This is a genomic window from Paracoccus onubensis (assembly GCF_003591515.1).
Lineage (GTDB): Bacteria > Pseudomonadota > Alphaproteobacteria > Rhodobacterales > Rhodobacteraceae > Paracoccus > Paracoccus onubensis.
This window is the reverse complement of record NZ_QZCG01000020.1, coordinates 36,699-58,828: the sequence shown is the minus strand read 5'-3', so window position 1 is coordinate 58,828 and position 22,130 is coordinate 36,699. Positions and strand designations below refer to the sequence as shown.

The window sequence follows — 22,130 nt, the reverse complement described above, 5'->3', positions numbered from 1 at the left end:
GCCTGCAAATGCAAGCCAGACCCCAGCCGCTTTCCACTGCGCCGCCTCAAGCGCGAGTGCGAGATTGGCTTCTGCATCGCCGCCACTATTCAGGGGCTGCATCGAGCCGCAAAGCACGACGGGTATCCCAATCCCCGCCAGCGCCTGACAAAGGGCGGCCCCGGTGAATGCCATCGTGTCTGTTCCATGGGTGATCACGACGCCGCTGCCGCGAAACCCGGCGATGGTCTCGATCATCCGGTTCCAATGGTCCGGCCCGATTTCAGCGCTGTCCACAAGGGGGCGAAAGGTGTGGACGACCGCGTGGGTGGCGTCGGGCAGCAGCTTCTGAACCGCGGCTTCGACCACCCCATCCGCCGGAGCCAGACCGTCAGGGCCGGGGGCCATGCCGATCGTTCCTCCGGTATGCAGAACCAGTATCTCTGTCATCTCATCCTACCTGCATGTCCCCGACATAACCGCACCTGCCCGAATTTCATCACCGATTGTTCGACGCATATGGCGACCGTCGAACTCTGCGCGGCGGGCCTCGGATGATCTTGATTGCGCATGCCGGAAGAACCAGACATTTCTGAAGCGCAGTGATTATGCGCTTCAGAGGTCATCAGGCCGGCCCTTCGGTCAGGGCAGGTTCGTCACAGGACCGCAGTGACGATGATTTCGACCCGGTAATCCGGCGTCGCCAGCTTTGCTTCGCCCGCTGCCCGTGCGGGAGTATGGCCCTGCGGCACCCAGGCATCCCAGACTGCGTTCATCTCGTTGAAATCGGCCATGTCGGCCAGCCAGATCTGCGCATAGGTGATCCGCGTCTTGTCGGCGCCCGCCTTCTTCAGCAGCGTGTCGATCTGCGCCAGAATCCCCTGGGTCTGCTCGGTCACGGATTTGCCGGGCTGGGATACCTGACCGGCCAGCCATATCGTGCCATTGGCAACCACGGCCTGTGACATCCGTTGACCGCCTTCGATGCGCTTGATTTCACTCATTTTTATACTCCTTTGATAAGGCGCCAGAAAAATATGGCACTCATGCCGAAACCTACAACAGCGATCAGCAAGCGCAATAGCGGCAAGGGCATGCGTCTTGCGATGATCGGGCCGGTAAACCCGCCGATGACCGTGCCGGCCGCCATGATCGCGGCAGATATCCAGAGGATCTTGCCGGCGACAGCGAAAATCGCGAATGCGATGATCGACAGCGCGAAACTGAGCCAGCTTTTCAGCCCGTTCATCTGATGCAGATCGGTCATGCCCCACATCGTGAACAGTGCCAGCAGGACGATGCCCAGCCCACCGTTGAAGTAGCCGCCATAGATGGCCACGGGCAGCAGGGTTCCCAGACTGAAAGGCGCGACTGCCTGCCGCCAGCGCGAAGCGAACCGCCGCACGGGCCCCGACCAGTAGAACACCATCGTCGCAAGCAGCAGCAGAAACGGTACCAGCAGCGAAAATGCCTGATTCGAACTGATCAATAGAAGCCCCGAGCCAGCAGCGCCACCGGCCGCCGTCCAGATCGTGAGTTTGATGAACGGCAGATCGGTCGCTGCGGCGATGTCGCGCCGGAATCCGATTGCGGCGGTCAGATAACCGGGCAGGGCCGCCACGGTCGAGGTGGCATTGGCGATGACAGGCGGCACACCGGTAAAGACAAGGGCGGGGAACGAGACGAAGGTGCCTCCGCCGGCGACCGCATTCATGATCCCGGCGATGATTCCTGCGATGAACAGCAGGGCGAAATCCAGCATTCGACAATTCCCACGCAGAGCGACGGCGTGAGGAGTCCATATGGATTCTGTGCCGGGCCGTCATCGTTATCCGGCTGCTCTTGCGCGGAACCGCCTTGGGATGCAATGGTAAACCGGCCGGGGCGAAACAGGTAAAATGCATTGTCTCCCGCACCGCATTTCCCTTGCACAGCCCGGCCACGACGACTAGAAGGGCGGAAATTTTCAGGCCGCCGTCGCGTCGGTGGCCCTTCTTTCTATGAGGATGATAATGCAGGTCAAGGAAACCCTTAACGACGGTCTGAAGCGCGGCTATCAGTTCACGCTGCCCGCAGCAGAGCTGGCAGCCACGGTTGACGCGAAGCTGAAAGAGGCGCAGCCCGAGGTCGAGATGAAGGGCTTTCGCAAGGGCAAGGTTCCGCTGGCCATGCTGAAGAAGCAATTCGGTCCCCGCGTCATGGGCGATGCCATGCAGGAAGCGATCGACGGCGCGCTGCGTGAGCATCTGGAAAAATCGGGTGATCGTCCCGCCGCGCAGCCGAAAGTCGAAATGGACAATGGCGATGACTGGAAAGAGGGCGATGATATCGTCGTCAACGTCTCGTACGAGGCGCTTCCGGAAATTCCCCAGGTTGATCTGGGCAAGCTGTCGCTTGAGCGCCTGACCGTTCCCGCCGAGGAAGCTGCGATCAACGAAGCGCTGGAAAATCTTGCGAAATCCGCTCAGGATTTCAGTGACCGGCGCAAAGGCAGCAAAGCCAAGGACGGCGATCAGGTCGTGATCGACTTCAAGGGCTTCGTCGATGGCGAGGCTTTCGAAGGTGGCGAAGCCGAGGATTACCCTCTGGTTCTGGGCTCGAACAGCTTCATCCCCGGTTTCGAGGATCAGCTTGTCGGCGTGAAAGCCGATGATGAGATCAAGGTCGAGGTCAAATTCCCGGAAGAATACGGCGCCGAACATCTTGCCGGCAAAGACGCTGTCTTTGAATGCAAGGTAAAGGCCGTGAAAGCGCCGAAACCCGCCGAGGTGGATGACGAACTGGCAAAGAAATTCGGCTCTGACGATCTGGAAGCACTGAAAAAGCAGATCAGTGAGCGTCTGGAACAGGAATATGCCGGTGCTGCCCGGGCTGTTCTGAAGCGGTCCCTCCTGGATCAGCTGGACGAGCAGGTGAAGTTCGAATTGCCCGAATCGCTGGTCGAGGCCGAGACGGATCAGATTGCGCATCAGTTGTGGCATGAAGAGCATCCCGATGAACACGGTCATGACCACGGCAAGATTGAAGCCACCGACGAACACAAGAAACTGGCCGAGCGCCGGGTGCGTTTGGGGCTGCTGCTGGCCGAGATCGGACAGAAGGCCGAAGTGACCGTGACCGATCAGGAAATGACGCAGGCTGTCATGCAGGCCGCGCGCCAGTATCCGGGGCAGGAGCGTGCCTTCTTCGAGTTCATTCAGCAAAATCAGGCTGCGCAGCAACAATTGCGCGCCCCGATTTTCGAGGACAAGGTGGTTGATCACATCGCCGAGAACGCCAAGGTGACCGAGAAGAAGATCTCGAAAGAAGAGCTGGAAAAAGCTGTCGAGTCGCTGGATCAGCTATAACCGGTCGGGCGATAGCCTGTTGCGAAAGCCGTGATCCACGCGATCACGGCTTTTTTCATGAATTTTAATGGGTTGTCGCCAAGCTGCCTGCCCGTTGTTGCCGTGTAAGGACTGTATTCGGGACATTGGGGTTGCTTGAGCGGGCAAATTGCTTCGATCGGTAAACCCATGCTTCGCCGCTTGCCGTCAGGCCATGCGGTAATTATTCTTTAACGATGACCGCGACCGTTCACCTGATGAAACTTTGCGTTGGCTCGGAAGGGCCGGATGCCCTCACCCAGTGGCAGCAAATGCGCTATGGCGACGAGCCCGCCGTTCATGTCACCCGCATGTGGCCCACGAAAGAACGCGAGCTGCTTGATGGCGGATCGCTTTACTGGGTGTTCAAGGGCGTCATGCTGGCGCGGCAGCGGTTGCTGCGCTTCGAAGAGCGTTTCGGTGAAGACGGTATCCGCCGATGCGCATTGATTCTGGATCGCGATATTGTCCGGGTCAGTGCCGTGCCGCGGCGGCCGTTTCAGGGATGGCGCTATCTCAAGGCGGAAGATGCACCGCCCGATCTTCCTGAAGGGCGGCAGTCGGATGACGCTCTGCCTGCGGAAATGGCGGCGGCGCTGGTCCAGATGGGGCTGGTCTGATCCTGTAGCTTGACGTGGCTGCGCACTGCGGATAATCGGACATTATGCGGGTGTAGCTCAATGGTAGAGCAGAAGCTTCCCAAGCTTACGACGAGGGTTCGATTCCCTTCACCCGCTCCAATCATTTTTCTCAGAACATTCTGATCCGATACGGTTTTCAAGCTACGCTGCGTTGTGGCGGTAATGTGGTTAGCTCGGAACATTTGGCCAGTTTTGGACGCTTTGGGACTGATAACCTCAACGAGTCCTAAAGAATGTTCCTGATTCTGTCCCGTCATCCGAGTTGTCGTTAATCCGACCATGGCACACCATGACCGCCGCATAAAAACGGCACATGACAGGGCAATCACTCTGAACGACGAGCAATGGACGGGCACCTATCCAGTCGCAGAGCTGTCCAGACGGCTGGCGTTCCATCGCGGCCAGCGAGCAAAGTTCGTGAAGGCGAAAGTCACCTATGACCCCACGATCGCGGCGCTGGGAAAGCTGTCATCAGAGATCTGCCAGTGAAAAAGCCCCGCCGAAGCGGGGCTGCCAGGTTACGCGTGAATGCGCTTCAAAAGCTGCCATTTCGAGCAGCAAATATATTCGAGCCTGAAAATATACTCTCAGTACCGGTGGAGATCTCTGACTCTGGCTTTTGGGGTGTCTGTGCCGAGGCAAGCCTACCGTTGAGTTCATTGGCTTCGGCGTTAAGTTCTGCGATTTCTTTTCGCAGACGCGCTATATCTTCGCGCTTAACGGCCATTTTGATTTTCACTTGACGAAGACGATTTCTATCTCTTTGGATCGTCATGCTTTGAATTCCTTGCCTGATTAGCGATGGGATCGAGTGACTACAAAAGGCGATAACGGTCAAATGACGGTTACGCGCACCGGTGATAATCCGCTCAATCAGCGAGTGGCACGTCAATCTATGGGCTCGGATCACGCATTCAATCATGAGGGTACATGCCCGATACAGCATGCGACGGCGGCATCCGCCGTAATCAACGGTCATCAGCATCCTGTCCGTTGGGCAGTGATAGATCATGCGGTTCCGAACTTGTTGGCAGACGGAACGGCGGGCGTAATCTTTGGTCAAAGGGCAAATACGGTGACTGATAGATGCCAAGCGTAGTGCCGTCCGCTAACTTCAACTTCGGGAACACGGTGAGAAAATCAACAGTCGGGAAAGAGGACGGCCTCACATAACTGACGACCTCGCCGGCCGCGCGATCGAGGGATGGCGCTGCAAAATATCGATGGCGCCGCCGATGCCCGCGTCCATGACACAATACCGAAGTTCGGCATGTCCAGCATGAACCGAAGAGATACGCGAACTATACGCACTCAAACGGGTATTGGAGCGAATATTTGCCTGGATGTCCGAAGCTTCTGTTTCATACCACCAGTTCATCCTCGTCATCCATCTTGTCCGAGACTTCAGGGGCCACGATATCGCTGTAAGGGCCGATGATGCAGGATGCCTGCCCGTTGAACCAGATTTGATATTCCGGCGTCTCCATGCCCGGCTTGCTCGCTTCGGCGCCGTGATCGGCGTAATTCAATCCGATCGCCAGATATTTCTCGGGATCGGGAATCGGCGCGTGCGGCGTGACATCGCGTCGTGGAATGGGGGGTGCCATCGCTTTCCAAGATGCGGTCGAAGACCTCCCGTGCGGATTCTCCGGCTTCCAGGAATTCCTTGATCGTCTTCGGGAAATCCGGAGCGAGGCTCGGGATGTCGATCAGCCGCTCGCCGAAAATCTTGCCCATGCGGATCTCGCCTTTGGTTGAATAAGCTGCCAATGGCATGGGCAGTCCTTTTCCAGAGATGATGTTTATGCCGCCAGTGGCACATTGTGGCAGGTGTTCATATCTCCATGGTCGGCGGCACGTGTAACTTAATGGTGTTGTGCGCCGATGTAGCGATGCGAAACCGGCCATGTTGATCGTTTCGGGCATCGCTCTGATCGAGACAGCCTTGTTTTTATGCGGTATCAGCAAAATTTTTTGCGAATAATGACAGGAAAGGTCAATATATCGGCAGAACATACGGAATATTTTAAGGATAGGAGCTTGTTATGCCGCGTCATGCGCTTGATGCTATGGATCGTCGTATCCTCAATCAGCTGCAGAAAGACAGCAAGCTGACCAATGTTGAACTGTCCGCGCGGGTGGGGCTGTCGCCCTCGCCTTGCCTCAGTCGGGTGAAGCAGCTGGAAAAGGACGGTTTTATCCGCGGTTATGTTGCTCTGCTTGACCCCGGAGCCCTCGAGCTGTCGATTAGCGTGTTCATTCAGGTCACCCTGGAAAAGCAGGTCGAACGCGCGTTGCAGACCTTCGAGCAGAAAATGAATTCCTTTCCCGAAGTGATGGAATGTTATCTGATGACCGGCGACAGCGACTATCTGGTGCGCCTGATCGTTACCGACATTCAGGCGCTGGAGCGGTTTATCGTCAAGGAACTGACAACCATCCCGGGGGTGTCCAACATCCGCTCCAGTTTTGCCTTGAAGCAGGTGAAGTACAAGACGGCGCTTCCGGTTTAGCTCATTCGCTCGATCAGCTCCGTGAAGCGTGCGCCGAAGGCGGTGATGAACTCGCGCACGCTTTCGTCGGCGATGCTGCCGTCGGGCTGGATCATGTCGGGTGTCTTGAAGCTGATATAGGCTTCGCCCGGCATGACGATGCAACCCAGAATCGCCAGTATCTGCCGCAGATGCTGCTGCGCGACGGCGGTGCCGATGCCTCCGGGAGAAGCGCCGGTCATCGCCAGAACCTTGTTGTGCCAAACATTATCGGCGGACGGTTTTGATCCCCAGTCGATGGCGTTCTTTAGCAGGGCAGGGATAGAGCGGTTGTATTCCGGCGTGACGCAGCACACGCCGTCCGCAGCTCTTATGCTGTCTGTAAAACGTTGCACGCTTTCGGGCCGTTGGCCTTCAAGATCGCCGTTGTAATAGGGCATGTCATCCATGCGGATATAATCGAAGCGTAGCGATTGCGGCGCGTAAAGCTCAATCGCTTTGGCAAGCTTCAGGTTGATCGATTCCTTGCGAAGGCTGGCGACCAGCATGGCAATGGTTTTCTGGGCCACGGGCAGTCCTTTTTTGCGGGTGATGGATGAAACAGATATAAGCCAGAACAGATAAATTCCGTCAGATGATGAAAATACAATCAATATGACTGTAATTTTCAGTTTATTAAAGCATTATATGCTGGAAAAACTTCATTTACGGGCATTTTTTATCAAACTTTCCCGCATTCCTCTACGGCTTTGGCAGCATATTCGGTGAGCGTCGTCCTAGAGTCTGCGCCAAAGTATGTTGGGAAAATCATCATGACGCAATTGCAGCCTCGCGGGATGGAAATCGCCGATTCCGATCCGGTCGAAACGCAGGAATGGATCGAAGCTATTACCTCGGTGGCGGCCAATTCCGGCAGTGTGCGGGCGCAATTCCTGTTGCGGCAGCTCGAGGATGTGGCGCGCCGCAGCGGGGTCTTTCTGAACGGTCAGCCTTATTCCGCCTATCGCAATACGATTCCGGTTGCGCAGCAGGGCAGCTATCCCGGCGATCTGGAGATGGAGGAGCGTATTACCTCGATTATCCGCTGGAACGCGCTGGCCATGGTCGTGCGTGCGAATCGCGCCTATGGTGAACTGGGCGGTCATATCGCCAGCTTTGCCAGCGCGGCCGAGATTTTCGAGACCGGGTTCAATCACTTCTTCCGCGCCCGGACCGATGAATTCGGTGGAGATCTGGTCTATTTCCAGCCCCATTCCGCCCCTGGCGTCTATGCCCGCGCCTATCTGGAAGGTCGCCTCAGCGAGGCGCAACTGGCCAATTACCGGCAAGAGGTCAAAGGGAACGGGCTGTGTTCCTATCCGCATCCCTGGCTGATGCCGGATTTCTGGCAGTTCCCGACCGGCTCGATGGGAATCGGGCCCATCAGTGCGGTCTATCAGGCGCGCTACATGCGTTATCTGGAAGGGCGCGGGCTGGCCAGCACCGCGGGGCGTCACGTCTGGGGTGTGTTCGGCGATGGAGAAATGGACGAGCCGGAATCCATTGCCGGGCTGACATTGGCGGCGCGTGAAAATCTCGACAATCTGACCTTCATCATCAACTGCAACCTGCAACGACTGGATGGCCCTGTGCGCGGGAATGGCCAGATCATCCAGGAGCTGGAAAGCCTGTTTATCGGTGCGGGCTGGAATGTCATCAAGGTGCTGTGGGGTTCGGAATGGGACGGTCTGTTCGCCCGCGACAAGGATCTGGTGCTGCTGCGCCGCTTTGCCGAGACGGTGGATGGGCAGTATCAGGATCTGGGCAGCAAGGATGGCGATTATAACCGCGCGAAGTTCTTCGACACCGATCCCGCCGCCCGCGATCTGGTCGCCCATATGACCGACGCCGAGATTCATGCCCTGAAACGCGGCGGCCATGATTTTCGCAAGCTTCATGCCGCCTTCGCCGCTGCCAAGGCCCACAAGGGGCGTCCGACTGTGATCCTCGCCAAGACCAAGAAGGGCTATGGCATGGGCAATGCCGGCGAAAGCCGCATGACCGCGCATCAGTCCAAGAAGCTGGATATGGAGGCGCTGGTCGCCTTCCGGGATCGGTTCGGCCTGCCGTTATCCGAGGCCGATCTGGAAGGGCTGAAATTCTACCGCCCGGCCGAGGACAGCCCCGAGATGGCCTATCTTCGCGATCGTCGCGCGGCTCTGGGCGGCGCGATGCCCCTGCGCCTGGCGGGCAAGGCGGAAAAGGACTGCATCCCCGTCCCGGCGCTGGACAGCTATGGCAAATTCGCGCTGGCCGCCGAAGGCAAAGAGATGTCGACCACCATGGCCGCCGTGCGGATGATGGGCGGTCTCTTGAAGGACAAGGGCTTTGGTCCGCGCATCGTGCCGATCGTCGCGGACGAGGCGCGTACATTCGGGATGGACAACCTGTTCCGGCAGGTCGGCATCTATGCGCCCAAGGGGCAGCTTTACGAACCCGAAGATGCCGGTTCGATGATGTTCTACAAGGAAGCCAAGGACGGCCAGCTGTTGGAAGAGGGAATCACCGAGGCGGGGGCGATCTCCAGCTGGGCCGCTGCGGCGACCTCCTACAGTGTGCATGGCACTCCAGTGCTGCCGTTCTACATCTATTACTCGATGTTCGGCTTCCAGCGGATCGGCGATCTGATCTGGGCCGCTGCCGACCAGCGGGCGCGTGGCTTCCTGTTGGGCGCGACCGCAGGGCGCACGACTCTGTCAGGTGAAGGTTTGCAGCATCAGGACGGCACCAGTCCCCTGATCGCCTCGACCATCCCGAATTGCCGCACCTATGATCCGGCCTTCGCGGGTGAGTTGGCGGTGATCATCGATCACGGGATGCGCCGGATGATGCAGGAGCAGGTGGACGAGTTCTATTACATCACCGTGATGAACGAGAATTACGCCCAGCCTTCGCTGCAATCGGGAACGCAGGCGGATATCGTCAAGGGTCTTTACAAGCTGGACAGCCGGGGTGATGCGGGGTCGGGGATCCGGGTCCGGCTGCTGGGCTCGGGCACGATTCTTCAGCAGGTGATCGCCGCTGCCGATCTGCTGGCGGATCGTTTCGGCGTCGCAAGCGATATCTACAGCGCCACCAGCTTCACCGAACTGGCCCGCGACGCGCGTGAGGTGGAACGCCGTAACCGGCTATCTGCCGCCGAACCGCCGGAAACCGGTCATGCCGCAAGGTTGCTGACGGGACGAATGCCGGTGATCGCAGCCACCGATTATGTCCGCGCCCTGCCGCAGATGATCGCGCCGTATCTGGACGCGCGTTTCGTGGCGCTTGGCACTGACGGGTTCGGACGCAGCGATACCCGCACCGCGCTCCGCGCCTTCTTCGAGGTGGACGCGCAAAGCATCGCGCTGGCCGCCATCGAAGCGCTGGTCCGTGAGGGGCATGCCGAACGGAAACTGCTGCTGGATGCGATTGCGGAGCTGGATGCCGATCCCGACGCTCCTGCGCCCTGGACTGTCTGAAGGAGCCGGATCGAAATGAGCAAATTTGTGAAGATCGCGGTTCCGGATCTGGGCGATTTCAGCGATGTCCCGATAGTCGAGATTCCGATTTCCGTCGGCGATGTGATCGGTACGGGCGATACGATTGTGGTGGTCGAATCCGATAAGGCCACGCTGGATGTCCCGGCCGAGGTGGCGGGCCGTATCACGGCGCTGCATGTCGGCATGGGCGACAAGGTCAGCGAAGGCTCTCTGCTGGCCGAAATCGAGACCGATGAGACGGCAGAGGACATCTCGGACGCCAAGCACGACCGCGCCGCGCCCGTGAGGGTGGCAGAACCCGTACCGCCCGTTGCGGGGGCGATCCCGCCGGCTGCCCCATCGCCCGCGGTTCTGACCCCGGCGGACGGGCTGCCGCCCCATGCCTCGCCCTCGATCCGCAAATTCGCCCGCGAGTTGGGGGTCGATCTGGCGCAAGTCACCGGCAGCGGACCCAAGGGCCGGATCACCCGCGAGGACGTGCAGGGTTTCGTCAAGGCCGCGTTGCAGGCCCCTATGGCCGCGTCCGGTCCGGGCATCGGGCTGGGCCTGCCCGATTGGCCGCGCGTCGATTTCGCCAAATTCGGCGAGGTGGAACGTAAGCCGCTGTCCCGGATCCTGCGCATCTCGGGTCCTGCACTGGCGCGCAACGCCATCGTCATTCCGCATGTCACCAATTTTGACGAAGCCGATGTGACCGAGCTTGAAGCGTTCCGCAAGCAAGCCAATGCCGACAGGGATGCGGCCAGGCTGTCGATCCTGCCTTTTGTGGTCAAGGCTGCTGTTGCTGCACTGAAAGCCTATCCCGCATTCAATTCTTCGCTGGATGGCGGTGAGATGGTTCTGAAGAAATACTGGAATATCGGGGTTGCCGCCGACACGCCGGAAGGGCTGGTCGTGCCGGTGGTCAAGGACGCCGATCGCAAGGGGCTGCGCGAAATCGCAGCCGAAATGGCCGAACTGGCCGCCGATGCCCGCGCCGGGCGGCTGAAGCCCGCCGATATGCAGGGGGCCACGTTCACCATCTCGTCGCTTGGCGGGATCGGCGGCACGAATTTCACCCCCATCATCAACGCGCCCGAAGTTGCGATCCTTGGCATGACCCGGTCCGCGATCAAGGCGGTATGGGACGGGCAGAGCTTTCAGCCGCGCCTGATCCAGCCCCTGTCCCTTTCCTGGGACCATCGTGCCGTGGACGGCGTTGCGGCAGCGTATTTCCTTGGTTTCGTCAGGGACGTGCTGACCGATTTCCGCCGTATCAGCCTGTAAGCCGCGCCCGATGATCAAGGAAATCCATATCCCCGATATCGGCGATCTCAAGGATGTCGCCATCGTCGAAATCAACCTGCGGCCCGGCGATCACATTGCCGCTGAAGACACCGTCATGACGCTGGAAAGCGATAAGGCGACGATGGACATTCCCGCCCCATATGCCGGAAAAGTGGTCGAGTTGCTGGTGGCCGAAGGTGATCGCGTCGCTGCCGGGGCGTTGGTCATGCGGGTGGAGACCGATGCCGAATCCGGCACGACAGTTCCGCCCGCAGAGACAGCGCAGGTTGCTTCGTTGCGACCTTCCCCGCAGGCTCACGCCGAACTTCTGGTCATTGGCGCGGGTCCGGGCGGCTATACGGCGGCTTTTCGCGCCGCTGATCTGGGTCGGAAGGTGACGCTGATCGACGCGCGCCCGACACTTGGCGGGGTCTGCCTGAATATCGGCTGCATTCCGTCAAAGGCGCTTCTGCATGTTGCGAAACTGATTGGCGACGCCGCCGAAGGTGCCGCGCATGGAGTCCGTTTCGGTCCGCCACAAATCGATCTCGGTGCGGTACGGGACTGGAAAGATCAGGTGGTGGGCAAGCTGACCGGCGGTCTTGCGGGACTGGCGCGGCGGCGCAAGGTCACGATCGTGCAGGGCATGGCCCGCTTCACCGGTCCTCATGAGGTCGAGGTGGAGACTCCGGACGGTTCGCGCCGGATCCGCTTTGATCAGGCGATCATCGCGGCGGGCTCCAGTCCGGTCCGGCTGCCCTTCCTGCCCGACGATCCGCGCATTATCGACAGCACCGGCGCGCTTGAACTGAAACAGGTGCCACAACGTCTGCTGGTGCTGGGCGGCGGCATCATCGGGCTGGAGATGGCACAGGTCTATCATGCGCTGGGGTCGCGCATCACCATCGCCGAACGGCTGGACCAGATCATTCCCGGCGCCGACAAGGATATCGTCAAGCCGCTGATGTCGCGCATTTCGGCTCGCTATGACGCCGTGCATCTGGAAACCAATATGCGCGCCGTGGAGGCCGGCGAGACGCTGACCGTCAGCTTCGAGGGCAAGACAGGCAACTGGCAGGCCGGATATGATGCCATTCTGGTTGCGGTGGGTCGTCGCCTCAATGGCGCACGACTGGCGGCCGAGGCGGCGGGGGTGACCGTCTCCGATCAGGGCTTCATCCCGGTCGACGCGCAGATGCGTAGCAGCCAGCCGCATATCTTCGCCATCGGCGATGTGGTGGGGCAGCCGATGCTGGCGCATAAGGCCACGCATGAGGCCAAGATCGCCGCCGAGGTCGCCTGCGGGCACAAGGCGGGTTTCGATCCCGTGGCGATCCCTTCCGTTGCCTATACCGATCCCGAAATCGCATGGGCCGGTCTGACCGAGGCACAGGCCAGGACCCAGGGCCGCGAGCTGAGGGTCGAGCGTTTCCCATGGGCCGCATCGGGGCGGGCGCTCTCGATGGGCCGCGGCGAAGGGCTGACCAAGGTGCTGTTCGATCCGGACAGCAGCAGAATCCTTGGCGCCGCCATCACTGGCCCCAATGCGGGTGAATTGCTTGCCGAGGCGGTGCTGGCCATCGAAATGGCTGCCGACGCGGCCGATCTGGCCCTGACCATCCATCCGCATCCGACCCTGTCGGAAACGCTTGGTTTCACCGCCGAAGCATTCGAGGGCACCCTGACTGATCTTTAGCATACCCGCGGTTCAAGCGGTCTCACGGATAAGAAATCGCGATTCATTTTACCGAAAGTTTCGCGAAATCACCGGCTATTCATATCGTCAAGCTACTCCGGATATGCGGGCCGAGCATTCCCGTTTCGGGAATTCTGAAGGCCCGATAATTTTTTCGTATCGCGAGCTTTGATTTGCCATCTGATAAGGACATCCCGGACATGGCAGATTAAGATCGGAAAGATGCCGCTCGGTTTGCGCGATGATCCGTTTGCATCCGAGGGTGTCCCTGTTACGCCCGGAAGAGCCGGAAATGAAGCAACCGAAAGCCATTGCGCAGAAACCCGTGCTGCATCACGTGACCCCCAGAACCACGCGCCTGCAGGAGATCATCGACTGGTATGAGGCGGTCGTCGGCCATGCGCCGAACTTCACTTTCGAAGGCGCGGCCTGGACCACGAATGATACGGCCAATCACCGCATCGCCTTTCCGACCACGCCCGGCGTCAAGGATGATCCCGACAAAATCACCCATAGCGGCATTCTTCACCTAATGGAGGTAGTCCGGACGGAGTACATGTCGGCCCGGATCCCAGCCCCTGGAAAACGCTTGCCGGCCATCTGCGTGGCGCCAAGACCGAACCCGTTTCGATAGACCCGATACGGATTGACATCAATGGACATCTATGTCCAATCTTTCCGTAAAACGGCTGCCGGGATCGATCGGCAAGTCACCAACGGGAGGCGACGATATGCTTATGAAGAAAATCATGGCGCTGGGGGCTGCGGCGGTGATGATGGCGCTGGGTCCGGCCTGGGCGGAAACCCAGCTCAAGCTTGCCACCGATTCCGGGGCGAAAGGTTCTCCGTCCGGGGATGCGCTTGACCGCTGGGCGGCTTTGGTCGAAGAGGGCACCGGGGGCGAGGTTCAGGTCGATGTCTTCTACCAGAATGACCTGGGAAGTCAGGCAGAGGTCTTCGACCTTTTCATTGCCGGCGACGTGGATATGATGATCAACTGGCCGATCACGGCCTATGACGAACGCCTCGGCGTGCTTTTCACTCCTTATATGGTGACCGGTTGGGAAGAAGCATTCGAGGCCTACAAACCCGGCGGCTGGGTCAATGAAATACTGGTCGGCATCTATGACGATCTCGGCCTCAGGTTCTTCGGCCCGTGGCCGGAAGGTTTCAACGGGATCGCTTCGCGCGGCAAATATGCGATGACCGCCGAAGAGGCCTCGGGCTTGAAAATCCGGGTTCCCGCCATGTTCCCGATGGCTGAATCGGTTCAGGCGCTTGGCTACCAGACGGCGACGATCGACTGGAGCGAGGTGTTCACCGCGATACAGACCGGCGTCGTCGATGGCGATGGCGCCAATATCATCTACTGGGATTACGAGTATTTCCGCGACGTGCTCGACTATTACAACCAGACCAGAATGCAATTCGTGACCGGGGTGATCGCCATGAATTCGGGATCCTGGGAAAATCTTCCATCTGAGCATCAGGAGGTCGTGCAGGAAGCCGCCATGACCGTCATGGAGGAAGCATTCGAACAGGCGCAGGAACGCGACCAATACTATATCGAACAGGCCAAGAAAGCCGGCATGACCTATATCGAACCATCCGAGGAGGAGCTGGCCGAGATGGCCAAGAAGGTTCGCGCCGATGTCTGGCCGCTCATGGAAGAGCGGATCGGTTCAGAGATCATGGATACGATCCGGGCCAATGCCGGAGAACATTGACGCAAAGGACCGCAACGGCGCCCGGGGCGGGATCATCGCGTTCGCGCTTGATTTCCTTGCTGTGGTCTCGGCCGCCGTGCTGACGGGAATGATGGCCTTTCTGGTTGTGGCCAGGTATCTTCTTGGGATGTCGGTGGTGGGCCTGCATGAACTGATCATGCTGTCAGCGGTCGCCCTTTACATGACCGGCGCCGTCATCGCCTCGCGCAAGGGCGAGCATCTGACCGTGGACTGGATCGCCGGCAATATCACCTCGCCGCGCAAGAAGGCTTTGCATGACCTGCTGATTGCGGTGCTGACCACAATCATCACGATCTTTTTCATCGTCTGGGCCTATCACATGTTCTCCTGGGGGATTCAGCGGCCGCAGATGACGCCGGCGTTGCGGATTCCCCTCTGGATTCCGCAGCTGGCGATCGGTCTCGCGGCTCTGGGATGCTTTTGCTACGGGCTGCGCGATATCCTGGATGCCATCCGCCGATATCGGAGGAACTGAATGTATGGGTTGATCGCTCTGCCGCTGCTGATCGTCCTGATGGGATTGGGGCTTCCCGTCGCATGGTCATTCGCCGGGGTCCTCGCCTATCTGACATGGGTCTATGACGTCAATCTGGATACCCTGATGCTGCAGGGCTTCCGGTCTCTCAATTCGATCGTACTGGTCGCGTTGCCCCTGTTCATCCTGACCGGTTATCTCATGCAATCGGGCGGCATCGCGCGGCGGATCATCGCCTTTGTCAGCCGCCTGGCGACGGGCCGGGGCGGTATGGGAACGGCCATGGTCCTTTCGTCAAGCGTATTCGGGGCGATCTCCGGCACGGCGACGGCGGCCATCGCCTCGATCGGTTCGATCATGACCGAACCCCTGGTCGAGCGCGGCTACCCGCGCGGACGGATCGCGGCTTTGCTGGGGGTTTCCTCACTGCTCGGGATACTTATCCCGCCCTCGATCACCATGATCCTGTTTGCCGTGGTGACGCGGCAATCCGTGGCAGCCTGTTTCGCCGCGACGATAGGGCCCGCGATTATCCTGATCATCGGACTGATCCTCTATAACAGGTTCCTTGTGGGGCGGGCATTCGAGGAAGTGGATATCCCCGACGAAAAACCCGAAAGCTTCGCGCGCGTGACCTTCAAGGCGCTTCCGGCGCTTTCGCTTCCCCTGATCATTCTCGGCGGTATCTATGGCGGCATTTTCACCCCGACCGAGGCCGCCGCCGTCGCCGCTGTCGCAACCCTGGTGATCGGCGGGCTGATCTATCGCGAGTTTACCTGGAGCAGCCTGGGTAAAAGCGTCGTCAATGCTGCGGAAACGACTGGAACAATTATCTTGATCCTGCTGTTTTCCTTCATGATTTCGCGGATCATGTCTTTCGAACGGGTCCCCCAGGATCTGACCGAGGCGATCCAGTCGATCGTCGGAAGCCCGATCGGGGCGTTGCTGCTGGTCAATCTGGTGTTGATCATTGCCGGGGCATTGATGGACGACGTGTCGGTGACCGTGGTGGTCGCGCCTCTCTTTTTGCCACTGATGGTTGCGAATGGAGTCGAGCCAGTGCATTTCGCGGCGATCGTCGCCTGTTCGGTGGTGATCGGAGCGAACAGCCCTCCGGTGGCGCCGACCCTGTTCCTGTCCTGCAAGATTTGCCGGGTGCCGATTTTGCAGGCCGTCGGCCCGGCACTTGGATTGATGGGTTTCGTGGCGCTGCCAGTGATGTTGATCACGACCTTCTGGCCGGGCCTGTCACTGGCGATTCCACGGTGGCTCGACCTTCTGTAGAATGGTCGGGCTACGCATTCAGACCCCCGACAAGACCCGAAGCCGTGTCCAGAGTTCCGCCGTCTCGGACCGGGGGATCCAGACGCGGATCGCGGTACGCGCACGGGTGACGAGACATTCCTTGCCTCCGAAAAGGGTCATCGCCGACAGGGAACCCGCTTGCGCCGACATGCAGCTATTGCGCAGAGCCTCGGCTTCTTCTCCCGCAATCTCGAACGGAACGTAAAGATCGTCAGCCGGGCTGAGGGCGAAGATCTCATGCCAGCCGGGGCTGACATCAAGCGGTTCCTGCGTGCAAAGCAGCGCCCTGTCCCGGGCGATCCGCAGGGCAAAGGGACCATCGGGGATTTGCTCCAGCAAGCCGATCATCGGCGCGCCGGGGGCAAGAACCGCTACGGCTGCATCGAGATCGCCGGAAATCAGCGTGGCGCCACCGGGCGCAAGGCACCGCACCGTCACGCCTTGCGCCTCGATCAGGTCACAGGCTTCGGGGGCGGCGTTGGTCCAGTCGCGCTCACGCATGCAATCTCTCCCATGTCGGATCGAATGCACAGCTGTCGCAAATCCTGACCCGGCCGATCTTGCCCAGATGGAACACGCCCAGTTCGGTTCCAATCCGGTTGCGGCCGCCCTCGACAAGCGCAAGCGCAATCGGGCGGCCGAGGATCGGGCTGAAATAGCTTGATGTGACGAAGCCAAGAGAGCGCCGCTGGCCTTCGAGCGGTACGAGATGCGCCCCCGTGGGCAGGGGCGCATCCCCGTCGATTTCCAGCCCGACAAGCTGTCGGCGATCCGCGCGCCTTGCCTCTGCCGTGAAAAGCGAACGGCGGCCAAGATATTCGTCCTTCCGCTTTTCGCGCGGGGCCTCCCAGCCCAGATCATGCGGCATGGTAAGCCCATCGGTATCCTTGCCGACAAGGATAAAGCCCTTTTCCGCGCGCAGGATCATCACCGCTTCCATGCCGATCCAGCGGCCGGATACCTCTTGTCGGGCGGTCTCCAATGCGCTGTAAAGAGCCGGGGCGTGACGCGCCGGCACCGTCACTTCGTAAGAGCGGTCGCCGGTAAAGCTGACCCGTGCGACGCGGAGGCTGTGGCCGTTCCAGAAAGTCTCCGTCACCGACATATGCGGCAGGTTCGCGTCGTCATACAGGGCTTCTGGCAGATTCGCCGCGATCAGAAGGTCGCGGGATTTCGGACCGGTTACGGTCAGCGTGGCGAAACCAGCCGTGACATCATGGATAAAGCTTTTCGTCGGATCAAAGACATCTTGCCGCGCCTCTTCCAGAATCATCCGGACAGTTGCGGCATGGGATGACGAGGCCGAAACGACGAAGCGGTTCTCTGCAAGACGGAAAACCACGCCGTCATCATGCACGATCCCGGTTTCACCAAGCACAAAGCCGTATCGCGCGCGCCCGGGTTTCAGCGTCGAGAGACGCAGATAGCCGCAATAATCCAGCAGTTCGGCTGCGCCGGGGCCGATCACCTCTATCTTGCCCAGCGGGGAAGCATCGTAAAGCCCCACGCTTTTCCGTGCGGCAAGGGCCTCTTGCTGGGCCAGCACGGCTTCGTCATCCGTTCCGTAGACCGAGGGGCGCAGCCAGCCGCCATATTCCCGGAACATGGCGCCCCGCGCCTTATGCGCGATTTCCAGCGGAAGGCGTTTGGGTGCATTGAACAGGTCCCCGCGCCGTAATCCGCCAATCACGCCGAGGGGAACCGGAGAGAAAGGCGGGCGATAGGTGGTGGTCCCGGTTTCGGGGATGGTCCGGCCGGTAAGCGCCGCCATAGTGGCCAGCCCGGCAAAATTCGCGCTGCGGCCCTGATCCGTCGCCATGCCGAGCGTCGTGTAGCGCTTCAGATGCTCGACCGAGCGATAACCTTCCTGCGCGGCCAGCTTGACGTCCTTGAGCGTCACATCGTTTTGCGGGTCAATCCATTGCCGCCCGCGCAGGTCGGGATCGGGGCGCATCGGGAAAAACTGCCAATCGCCTGCCGCGGCCCGCGGTGCCGGGCCGGTTCCGCCGCCTGCTGCATGACCTTCGGCCAATGCGCGGGCAAGACCGAAGCTGCCATTGACCGCGCCTGCGACCCACAGCGCCGAACTGCCCGGGCGGGGAATGAGGGAATCCGAGCCTGTGTCCCAATCCAGCTTGCCGCCGGCCTGACAATGCAGATGGACCGAGGGCGTGTAGCCGCCCGAGACCAGAATCGCATCGGTCTCGATTACGCGGCCGTCAACCACTGCTCCGGCGACCGAGTTCCGGCCATGTGCTTGTGTCAGACGCGCCGCCCCCAGATGCTTGACACCGTCCGGAGCGGCGGGCGCATCGGCGCGGGCATCCGCAAGGGTGACATCACAGCCCGCCTGTGCCAGAGCGGCGGCGACGGGATAGCTGGCATCGTTCCCGGTGGCGAGCAGGATACGCCGCCCGGCAACCGCGCCGTAAAGCGAGAGATAGTGCAGTGCGGCCTCCGCGGACAGAATTCCGGGCAGGTCGTTATTGGCGAACCACAGCGGCCGTTCGATGGCGCCGGTCGCCAGCACGGTTTCGGCGGCTCGGATCCGCCATAGCCGATCGGGGCTGCCATCGCGCCGCTCCCATGCCGCAAAGAGCCCGTGATCGAAGGCGCCCCAGATGGTGGTCCCGGTCAGAATGCGACCACCAGCGGCGATGATCGCGCCGATGGCATCACGGGTAAATTCGCGCCAATCGCCGCCGTCGATAGCTCCGCCGCGCCAGCGCAGGCTGCCGCCCGGTTCGGGGGCATCGTCGACAAGCCAGACCTCGCGACCGTTCCGTGCGGCGGCCCGTGCCGCGGCAAGTCCCGCCGGGCCGGCTCCGATGACCAGCAGGTCGCATCGCGCATTGAGTTGCGGAATATCGGCGGGCGGGCAGTGTCCGGGGTCGAGTCGCCCCAGCCCGGCCATCCGGCGGATCATCGGCTCCCACCGCATCCAGCCAAAGGCCATGAAGGTCTTGTAATAGAACCCTCCGGGCAGGAAGCGGTTGAAAAGGTCAAGCATTCCCGTCCGGTCCCGCGCGGCATCCGGTGCCGTATTCACCGAACGAAGCGCCATATTCCGACGAAGCATGACCGTCGTTGAGCGGACATTCGGTGTGGTCCGGCCATCCTCGGTCACGTCGAATATGGCGTTGGGCTCTTCGTTTCCCATACCCCAGAGGCCGCGTGGCCGGTGATACTTGAAACTGCGGCCCAGCACGCGGATGCCTGAGGCCAGCAGCGCCGATGCCGGCGTGTCACCTGCAAAACCGGAGCCCGGCCTGCCATCGAAAGTGAAGGGCAGGGGGGTATTACGGTCGATCTGGCTGCCAATACTGCTGTGACGCCACCCGCTCATGCGTTTCTCCCGGGCAAGGAGGTGACCGCGGTCACGTCGCGGGTGACGGTGTCGCGGGTCATCAGGAAGAACTCACCGCAGGTGACATGCAGCCAGACCTCTTGCGCCTTACCGCGTGATGCGCTGTTCATGTACAGATACTCGGCCCATTCGTCATCTGTCACGGTCTCTGCCGGTATGGGGCGTTTCTTGCCGGCCTCGGCGGCGAAATGGAATTCCGTCTCGTCGCGGGGGCCGCAGAAAGGGCAGGTGAAAATCTGCATCTCGGTTCTTCCGTCAATGGGCGATGCCCGAACCTGCCGCCTCGTCGATCAGGCGGCCACGGGCAAAGCGGTCGAGGTCGAAGGGGCGGCTGATCTCGTGATGCCCGCCGGTCGCAAGCAGATGAGCCAGCAGCCAGCCGCCGGCGGGGATCGCCTTGAAGCCGCCGGTTCCCCAGCCGCAATTGAGAAAAAGCCCCTCGGGCCCCGCGGGGCCGATCACCGGCGAGCTGTCGGGCGTTACATCCACGACCCCGGCCCATTGCCTCAGCAGTTTTAGCTGGGCGAAGGCCGGAAACATTTCCAGAAGACCCGAAACCACCGCTTCCTGTGCAGGCAGATTGCCTCTCTGGCCGTGGGTCGGCACGCGGTCGAGGCCCCCGCCGAAGACCAGTTCTCCCTTGTCGGATTGCGAAACATAGGTTCCCGTTCCCAGATAAAGCAGCACGGTGTCCAGCATCGGTTTCACGGGTTCGGATACGAAAGCCTGCAGCGCGTAGGTATGGATCGGCAACCGAATCCCGGCCATGGACGCCAGACCCGGTGTCGCGCCCGCGGCGGCAAGGCCCACCCGCTCGGCGCGGATGCTGCCCTTGTCGGTTTCAACGCCGGTGATCTTTCCCGACTCGATCAGCAGATCCGTGACGGTACAGTTCTCGATGATGTCCACCCCCAAGGCGCTGGCGGCGCGGGCATAGCCCCAGGCGACGGCGTCATGCCGGGCGATGCCGGCACGCTGTTGCCACACGCCGCCCATGCAATTGTAACGGGCATCCGCGGTCCGGTTGAGCAGCGGCACCCTTTGCAATGCCTCTTCGGCTCCGATCAACTCGCCATCGACCCCGTTCAGTTGCATGGCATTGGCGATCCTTGCGCAGATCTCCATCTGCGTGGGGGTATGCGCGGCGATCAGCATGCCCCGCTGGCTGAGCATGATGTTGTAATTCAGTGCCTGCGAGAGCCCTTCGTAGAGACGCAGTGCCAGATCATAGAGCGCGACGCTTTCAGGATAGAAATAGTTCGAACGGATGGCCGTGGTATTGCGGCCGGTATTGCCGCCGCCGATCCAGCCTTTCTCCAGCACGGCCACGCGCGGGACGCCATGGTTTTTCGCCAGGTAATAGGCGGTCGCAAGCCCATGACCGCCGCCGCCTACGATAATCGCGTCATAGCCCGGCTGCGGCGTGGCCTTGCGCCATGCAGGAGTCCAGCCGCGATGCCCGCGCAGCCCTTCGGTGAAGAGGGAGAAGGCGGAATATCGTTTCATGTTCGTCCCGGATTTCGGGCAAATTCGAAAAATGCCTCGACCTCATTGCGGGATGGCTGCACGCCCGTGAAGCAATACAGATAGCCCTCGACGCGCGCGAGCCGCTCTTCCAGCGTTTCGGACAGTTCGAGCGCGTAATAGCCGATCTGCTGGTAATAAAGGACGCGGGCGCGGATATCGGCCTCTGCGGAGGGATAGCCGAAGCGCTCATACATCCGCATGAGCGCCTCGTGGCGCGCGGAGTCGCTGCGGTCGATCACCTGCCGGACCGCCTTGTCACGGCGGGCCCATTCCCTCACGGCGAAATCCAGCTGGTGGTCGAAGCCGCCCGGCGCGACGATGGAACGGAAGAAATTGGTGACCGCCTCGGTGATCGTCGCGGCCTTCAGCTCGCTGTAACGGATCAGCACCCCGGTATTCGTCTGCTCCCATTTCGCGAGGAGTTGGTTGAGCAGGTCTTCGCGGCTCTTGAAATACCAGTAGAAGCTGGAGCGGGAAACGCCTAGGCGGTTGCCGATCACCTGCACCTTGACCTCGGAGACGCCATGACTGACCAGAAGGTCCATCGCCAGGTTCAGCCAATCCTCCTTGGTCACCTTTACATTCCCGGGCAGGGCGGTCTTGCCGCTGTCGTCAGCGTCCCTGTTCCGCTTCAATTCCGTGCCGACCATGTAAACATCCATTTCCGCTTGCGTTGCGCTTCCGCCTTACCAGACCGGCTGACGTGACTGAAACCGTGAAGTGACGCGGCCGGATTGCCCGGAAGCCC

23 protein-coding genes and 1 tRNA gene are annotated in these 22,130 nt (G+C 60.6%); 12 read left to right on the top strand and 12 right to left on the bottom strand.

The window, feature by feature from the left end; translation table 11 throughout:
- From D3P04_RS21795 to D3P04_RS21785, 3 genes are all read right to left on the bottom strand, one after another.
- A partial coding sequence (locus D3P04_RS21795) for an asparaginase domain-containing protein (protein ID WP_182912965.1) occupies positions 1-429 on the bottom strand: 429 nt, incomplete at its 3' end.
- A gap of 206 nt (positions 430-635) precedes the next feature.
- On the bottom strand, positions 636-983 hold the full coding sequence (locus D3P04_RS21790) for a RidA family protein (RefSeq protein WP_119751984.1): 348 nt from the start codon (positions 981-983) through the stop codon (positions 636-638).
- A 2-nt stretch (positions 984-985) separates the two neighbouring features.
- The gene (locus tag D3P04_RS21785; protein WP_119751983.1) at positions 986-1,741 is read right to left on the bottom strand and encodes a sulfite exporter TauE/SafE family protein; all 756 of its coding nucleotides are present in this window, start codon (positions 1,739-1,741) and stop codon (positions 986-988) included.
- A 250-nt stretch (positions 1,742-1,991) separates the two neighbouring features.
- On the opposite strand from D3P04_RS21785, the gene tig reads away from it, so the two are divergent.
- A complete protein-coding gene (gene tig / locus D3P04_RS21780; RefSeq protein ID WP_119751982.1) occupies positions 1,992-3,326 on the top strand; it encodes a trigger factor in 1,335 nt (444 codons plus the stop codon).
- On the opposite strand, the gene D3P04_RS23200 is transcribed toward tig, so the two are convergent.
- Positions 3,317-3,496 (bottom strand): hypothetical protein, encoded by a 180-nt coding sequence (locus D3P04_RS23200; RefSeq protein WP_147391974.1) that lies wholly within the window; start codon positions 3,494-3,496, stop codon positions 3,317-3,319. The genes tig and D3P04_RS23200 overlap by 10 nt on opposite strands.
- 45 nt (positions 3,497-3,541) lie before the next feature.
- Between D3P04_RS23200 and D3P04_RS21775 the strand changes: the two genes are divergently transcribed.
- The 3 genes from D3P04_RS21775 to D3P04_RS23195 all read left to right on the top strand — a co-directional run bounded on the left by D3P04_RS21775 (position 3,542) and on the right by D3P04_RS23195 (position 4,474).
- Positions 3,542-3,964, top strand: coding sequence for a DUF1489 family protein (locus D3P04_RS21775; RefSeq protein ID WP_119751981.1), 423 nt, complete (start codon positions 3,542-3,544; stop codon positions 3,962-3,964).
- Between the two features lie 46 nt (positions 3,965-4,010).
- A tRNA-Gly gene (locus D3P04_RS21770) sits at positions 4,011-4,084 on the top strand.
- 180 nt (positions 4,085-4,264) lie between these two features.
- The gene (locus D3P04_RS23195) at positions 4,265-4,474 is read left to right on the top strand and encodes a hypothetical protein (protein WP_147391973.1); all 210 of its coding nucleotides are present in this window, start codon (positions 4,265-4,267) and stop codon (positions 4,472-4,474) included.
- A gap of 46 nt (positions 4,475-4,520) precedes the next feature.
- On the opposite strand, the gene D3P04_RS23190 is transcribed toward D3P04_RS23195, so the two are convergent.
- Together D3P04_RS23190 and D3P04_RS21760 are read right to left on the bottom strand one after the other, a co-directional pair.
- Positions 4,521-4,964 (bottom strand): hypothetical protein, encoded by a 444-nt coding sequence (locus D3P04_RS23190; RefSeq protein WP_147391972.1) that lies wholly within the window; start codon positions 4,962-4,964, stop codon positions 4,521-4,523.
- Positions 4,965-5,346: 382 nt separating this feature from the next.
- A complete protein-coding gene (locus D3P04_RS21760; RefSeq protein ID WP_119751979.1) occupies positions 5,347-5,592 on the bottom strand; it encodes a fumarylacetoacetate hydrolase family protein in 246 nt (81 codons plus the stop codon).
- A 438-nt stretch (positions 5,593-6,030) separates the two neighbouring features.
- Here D3P04_RS21760 and D3P04_RS21755 point away from each other — a divergent pair, with 438 nt between their 5' ends.
- Positions 6,031-6,498, top strand: coding sequence for an Lrp/AsnC family transcriptional regulator (locus D3P04_RS21755; RefSeq protein ID WP_119751978.1), 468 nt, complete (start codon positions 6,031-6,033; stop codon positions 6,496-6,498).
- On the opposite strand, the gene D3P04_RS21750 is transcribed toward D3P04_RS21755, so the two are convergent.
- The gene (locus tag D3P04_RS21750; RefSeq protein WP_220475389.1) at positions 6,495-7,046 is read right to left on the bottom strand and encodes an NADPH-dependent FMN reductase; all 552 of its coding nucleotides are present in this window, start codon (positions 7,044-7,046) and stop codon (positions 6,495-6,497) included. The genes D3P04_RS21755 and D3P04_RS21750 overlap by 4 nt on opposite strands.
- 243 nt (positions 7,047-7,289) lie before the next feature.
- Here D3P04_RS21750 and mdeB point away from each other — a divergent pair, with 243 nt between their 5' ends.
- The 7 genes from mdeB (at position 7,290) to D3P04_RS21715 (ending at position 16,467) form a co-directional block, all read left to right on the top strand.
- A complete protein-coding gene (gene mdeB / locus D3P04_RS21745) occupies positions 7,290-9,977 on the top strand; it encodes an alpha-ketoglutarate dehydrogenase (RefSeq protein ID WP_119751977.1) in 2,688 nt (895 codons plus the stop codon).
- Positions 9,978-9,992: 15 nt separating this feature from the next.
- Positions 9,993-11,264: a 2-oxo acid dehydrogenase subunit E2 gene (locus D3P04_RS21740; RefSeq protein WP_119751976.1), complete on the top strand. Its 1,272-nt coding sequence runs from the start codon at positions 9,993-9,995 to the stop codon at positions 11,262-11,264.
- 10 nt (positions 11,265-11,274) lie between these two features.
- A complete protein-coding gene (gene lpdA, locus D3P04_RS21735; RefSeq protein ID WP_119751975.1) occupies positions 11,275-12,960 on the top strand; it encodes a dihydrolipoyl dehydrogenase in 1,686 nt (561 codons plus the stop codon).
- 292 nt (positions 12,961-13,252) lie between these two features.
- Complete coding sequence (locus D3P04_RS21730) at positions 13,253-13,594, top strand: VOC family protein (protein ID WP_119751974.1); 342 nt, start codon at positions 13,253-13,255, stop codon at positions 13,592-13,594.
- Positions 13,595-13,691: 97 nt separating this feature from the next.
- Entirely contained in the window at positions 13,692-14,687 is a 996-nt protein-coding gene (gene dctP, locus D3P04_RS21725; RefSeq protein WP_119751992.1) for a TRAP transporter substrate-binding protein DctP, read from the top strand.
- Positions 14,671-15,183: a TRAP transporter small permease gene (locus tag D3P04_RS21720; protein WP_119751973.1), complete on the top strand. Its 513-nt coding sequence runs from the start codon at positions 14,671-14,673 to the stop codon at positions 15,181-15,183. Before dctP ends, D3P04_RS21720 begins: the two co-directional genes overlap by 17 nt.
- Entirely contained in the window at positions 15,184-16,467 is a 1,284-nt protein-coding gene (locus D3P04_RS21715) for a TRAP transporter large permease (RefSeq protein WP_119751972.1), read from the top strand.
- A gap of 18 nt (positions 16,468-16,485) precedes the next feature.
- Here D3P04_RS21715 and D3P04_RS21710 read toward each other — a convergent pair whose 3' ends face one another.
- Genes D3P04_RS21710 through D3P04_RS21690 form a run of 5 tightly spaced genes read right to left on the bottom strand, consistent with a single transcriptional unit; the run spans position 16,486 to position 22,032 of the window.
- Positions 16,486-16,989, bottom strand: a complete 504-nt coding sequence (locus D3P04_RS21710; RefSeq protein WP_119751971.1) for a hypothetical protein — start codon at positions 16,987-16,989, stop codon at positions 16,486-16,488.
- Entirely contained in the window at positions 16,982-19,834 is a 2,853-nt protein-coding gene (locus tag D3P04_RS21705) for a 2Fe-2S iron-sulfur cluster-binding protein (RefSeq protein ID WP_119751970.1), read from the bottom strand. Before D3P04_RS21705 ends, D3P04_RS21710 begins: the two co-directional genes overlap by 8 nt.
- Complete coding sequence (locus tag D3P04_RS21700; protein WP_119751969.1) at positions 19,831-20,097, bottom strand: sarcosine oxidase subunit delta; 267 nt, start codon at positions 20,095-20,097, stop codon at positions 19,831-19,833. The genes D3P04_RS21705 and D3P04_RS21700 overlap by 4 nt, the downstream gene beginning before the upstream one ends.
- A 13-nt stretch (positions 20,098-20,110) precedes the next feature.
- On the bottom strand, positions 20,111-21,361 hold the full coding sequence (locus tag D3P04_RS21695) for a sarcosine oxidase subunit beta family protein (RefSeq protein ID WP_119751968.1): 1,251 nt from the start codon (positions 21,359-21,361) through the stop codon (positions 20,111-20,113).
- Positions 21,358-22,032: a TetR/AcrR family transcriptional regulator gene (locus D3P04_RS21690; protein ID WP_119751991.1), complete on the bottom strand. Its 675-nt coding sequence runs from the start codon at positions 22,030-22,032 to the stop codon at positions 21,358-21,360. Before D3P04_RS21690 ends, D3P04_RS21695 begins: the two co-directional genes overlap by 4 nt.
- Between the last annotated feature and the right edge of the window lie 98 nt (positions 22,033-22,130).

Bases quoted from the DNA above. Each gene is read 5' to 3' on its own strand.
- D3P04_RS21755 (WP_119751978.1), top strand. From the start codon at position 6,031: ATGCCGCGTCATGCGCTTGATGCTATGGATCGTCGTATCCTCAATCAG.
- mdeB (WP_119751977.1), top strand. From the start codon at position 7,290: ATGACGCAATTGCAGCCTCGCGGGATGGAAATCGCCGATTCCGATCCG.
- D3P04_RS21705 (WP_119751970.1), bottom strand. From the start codon at position 19,834: ATGAGCGGGTGGCGTCACAGCAGTATTGGCAGCCAGATCGACCGTAAT.
- D3P04_RS21710 (WP_119751971.1), bottom strand. From the start codon at position 16,989: ATGCGTGAGCGCGACTGGACCAACGCCGCCCCCGAAGCCTGTGACCTG.
- D3P04_RS23190 (WP_147391972.1), bottom strand. From the start codon at position 4,964: ATGACCGTTGATTACGGCGGATGCCGCCGTCGCATGCTGTATCGGGCA.
- D3P04_RS21760 (WP_119751979.1), bottom strand. From the start codon at position 5,592: ATGGCACCCCCCATTCCACGACGCGATGTCACGCCGCACGCGCCGATT.
- D3P04_RS21700 (WP_119751969.1), bottom strand. From the start codon at position 20,097: ATGCAGATTTTCACCTGCCCTTTCTGCGGCCCCCGCGACGAGACGGAA.
- D3P04_RS21720 (WP_119751973.1), top strand. From the start codon at position 14,671: ATGCCGGAGAACATTGACGCAAAGGACCGCAACGGCGCCCGGGGCGGG.
- D3P04_RS21785 (WP_119751983.1), bottom strand. From the start codon at position 1,741: ATGCTGGATTTCGCCCTGCTGTTCATCGCAGGAATCATCGCCGGGATC.
- D3P04_RS21790 (WP_119751984.1), bottom strand. From the start codon at position 983: ATGAGTGAAATCAAGCGCATCGAAGGCGGTCAACGGATGTCACAGGCC.
- D3P04_RS21775 (WP_119751981.1), top strand. From the start codon at position 3,542: ATGACCGCGACCGTTCACCTGATGAAACTTTGCGTTGGCTCGGAAGGG.
- D3P04_RS21690 (WP_119751991.1), bottom strand. From the start codon at position 22,032: ATGGTCGGCACGGAATTGAAGCGGAACAGGGACGCTGACGACAGCGGC.
- D3P04_RS21730 (WP_119751974.1), top strand. From the start codon at position 13,253: ATGAAGCAACCGAAAGCCATTGCGCAGAAACCCGTGCTGCATCACGTG.
- dctP (WP_119751992.1), top strand. From the start codon at position 13,692: ATGCTTATGAAGAAAATCATGGCGCTGGGGGCTGCGGCGGTGATGATG.
- D3P04_RS23195 (WP_147391973.1), top strand. From the start codon at position 4,265: ATGGCACACCATGACCGCCGCATAAAAACGGCACATGACAGGGCAATC.
- D3P04_RS21715 (WP_119751972.1), top strand. From the start codon at position 15,184: ATGTATGGGTTGATCGCTCTGCCGCTGCTGATCGTCCTGATGGGATTG.
- D3P04_RS21740 (WP_119751976.1), top strand. From the start codon at position 9,993: ATGAGCAAATTTGTGAAGATCGCGGTTCCGGATCTGGGCGATTTCAGC.
- lpdA (WP_119751975.1), top strand. From the start codon at position 11,275: ATGATCAAGGAAATCCATATCCCCGATATCGGCGATCTCAAGGATGTC.
- tig (WP_119751982.1), top strand. From the start codon at position 1,992: ATGCAGGTCAAGGAAACCCTTAACGACGGTCTGAAGCGCGGCTATCAG.
- D3P04_RS23200 (WP_147391974.1), bottom strand. From the start codon at position 3,496: ATGGGTTTACCGATCGAAGCAATTTGCCCGCTCAAGCAACCCCAATGT.
- D3P04_RS21695 (WP_119751968.1), bottom strand. From the start codon at position 21,361: ATGAAACGATATTCCGCCTTCTCCCTCTTCACCGAAGGGCTGCGCGGG.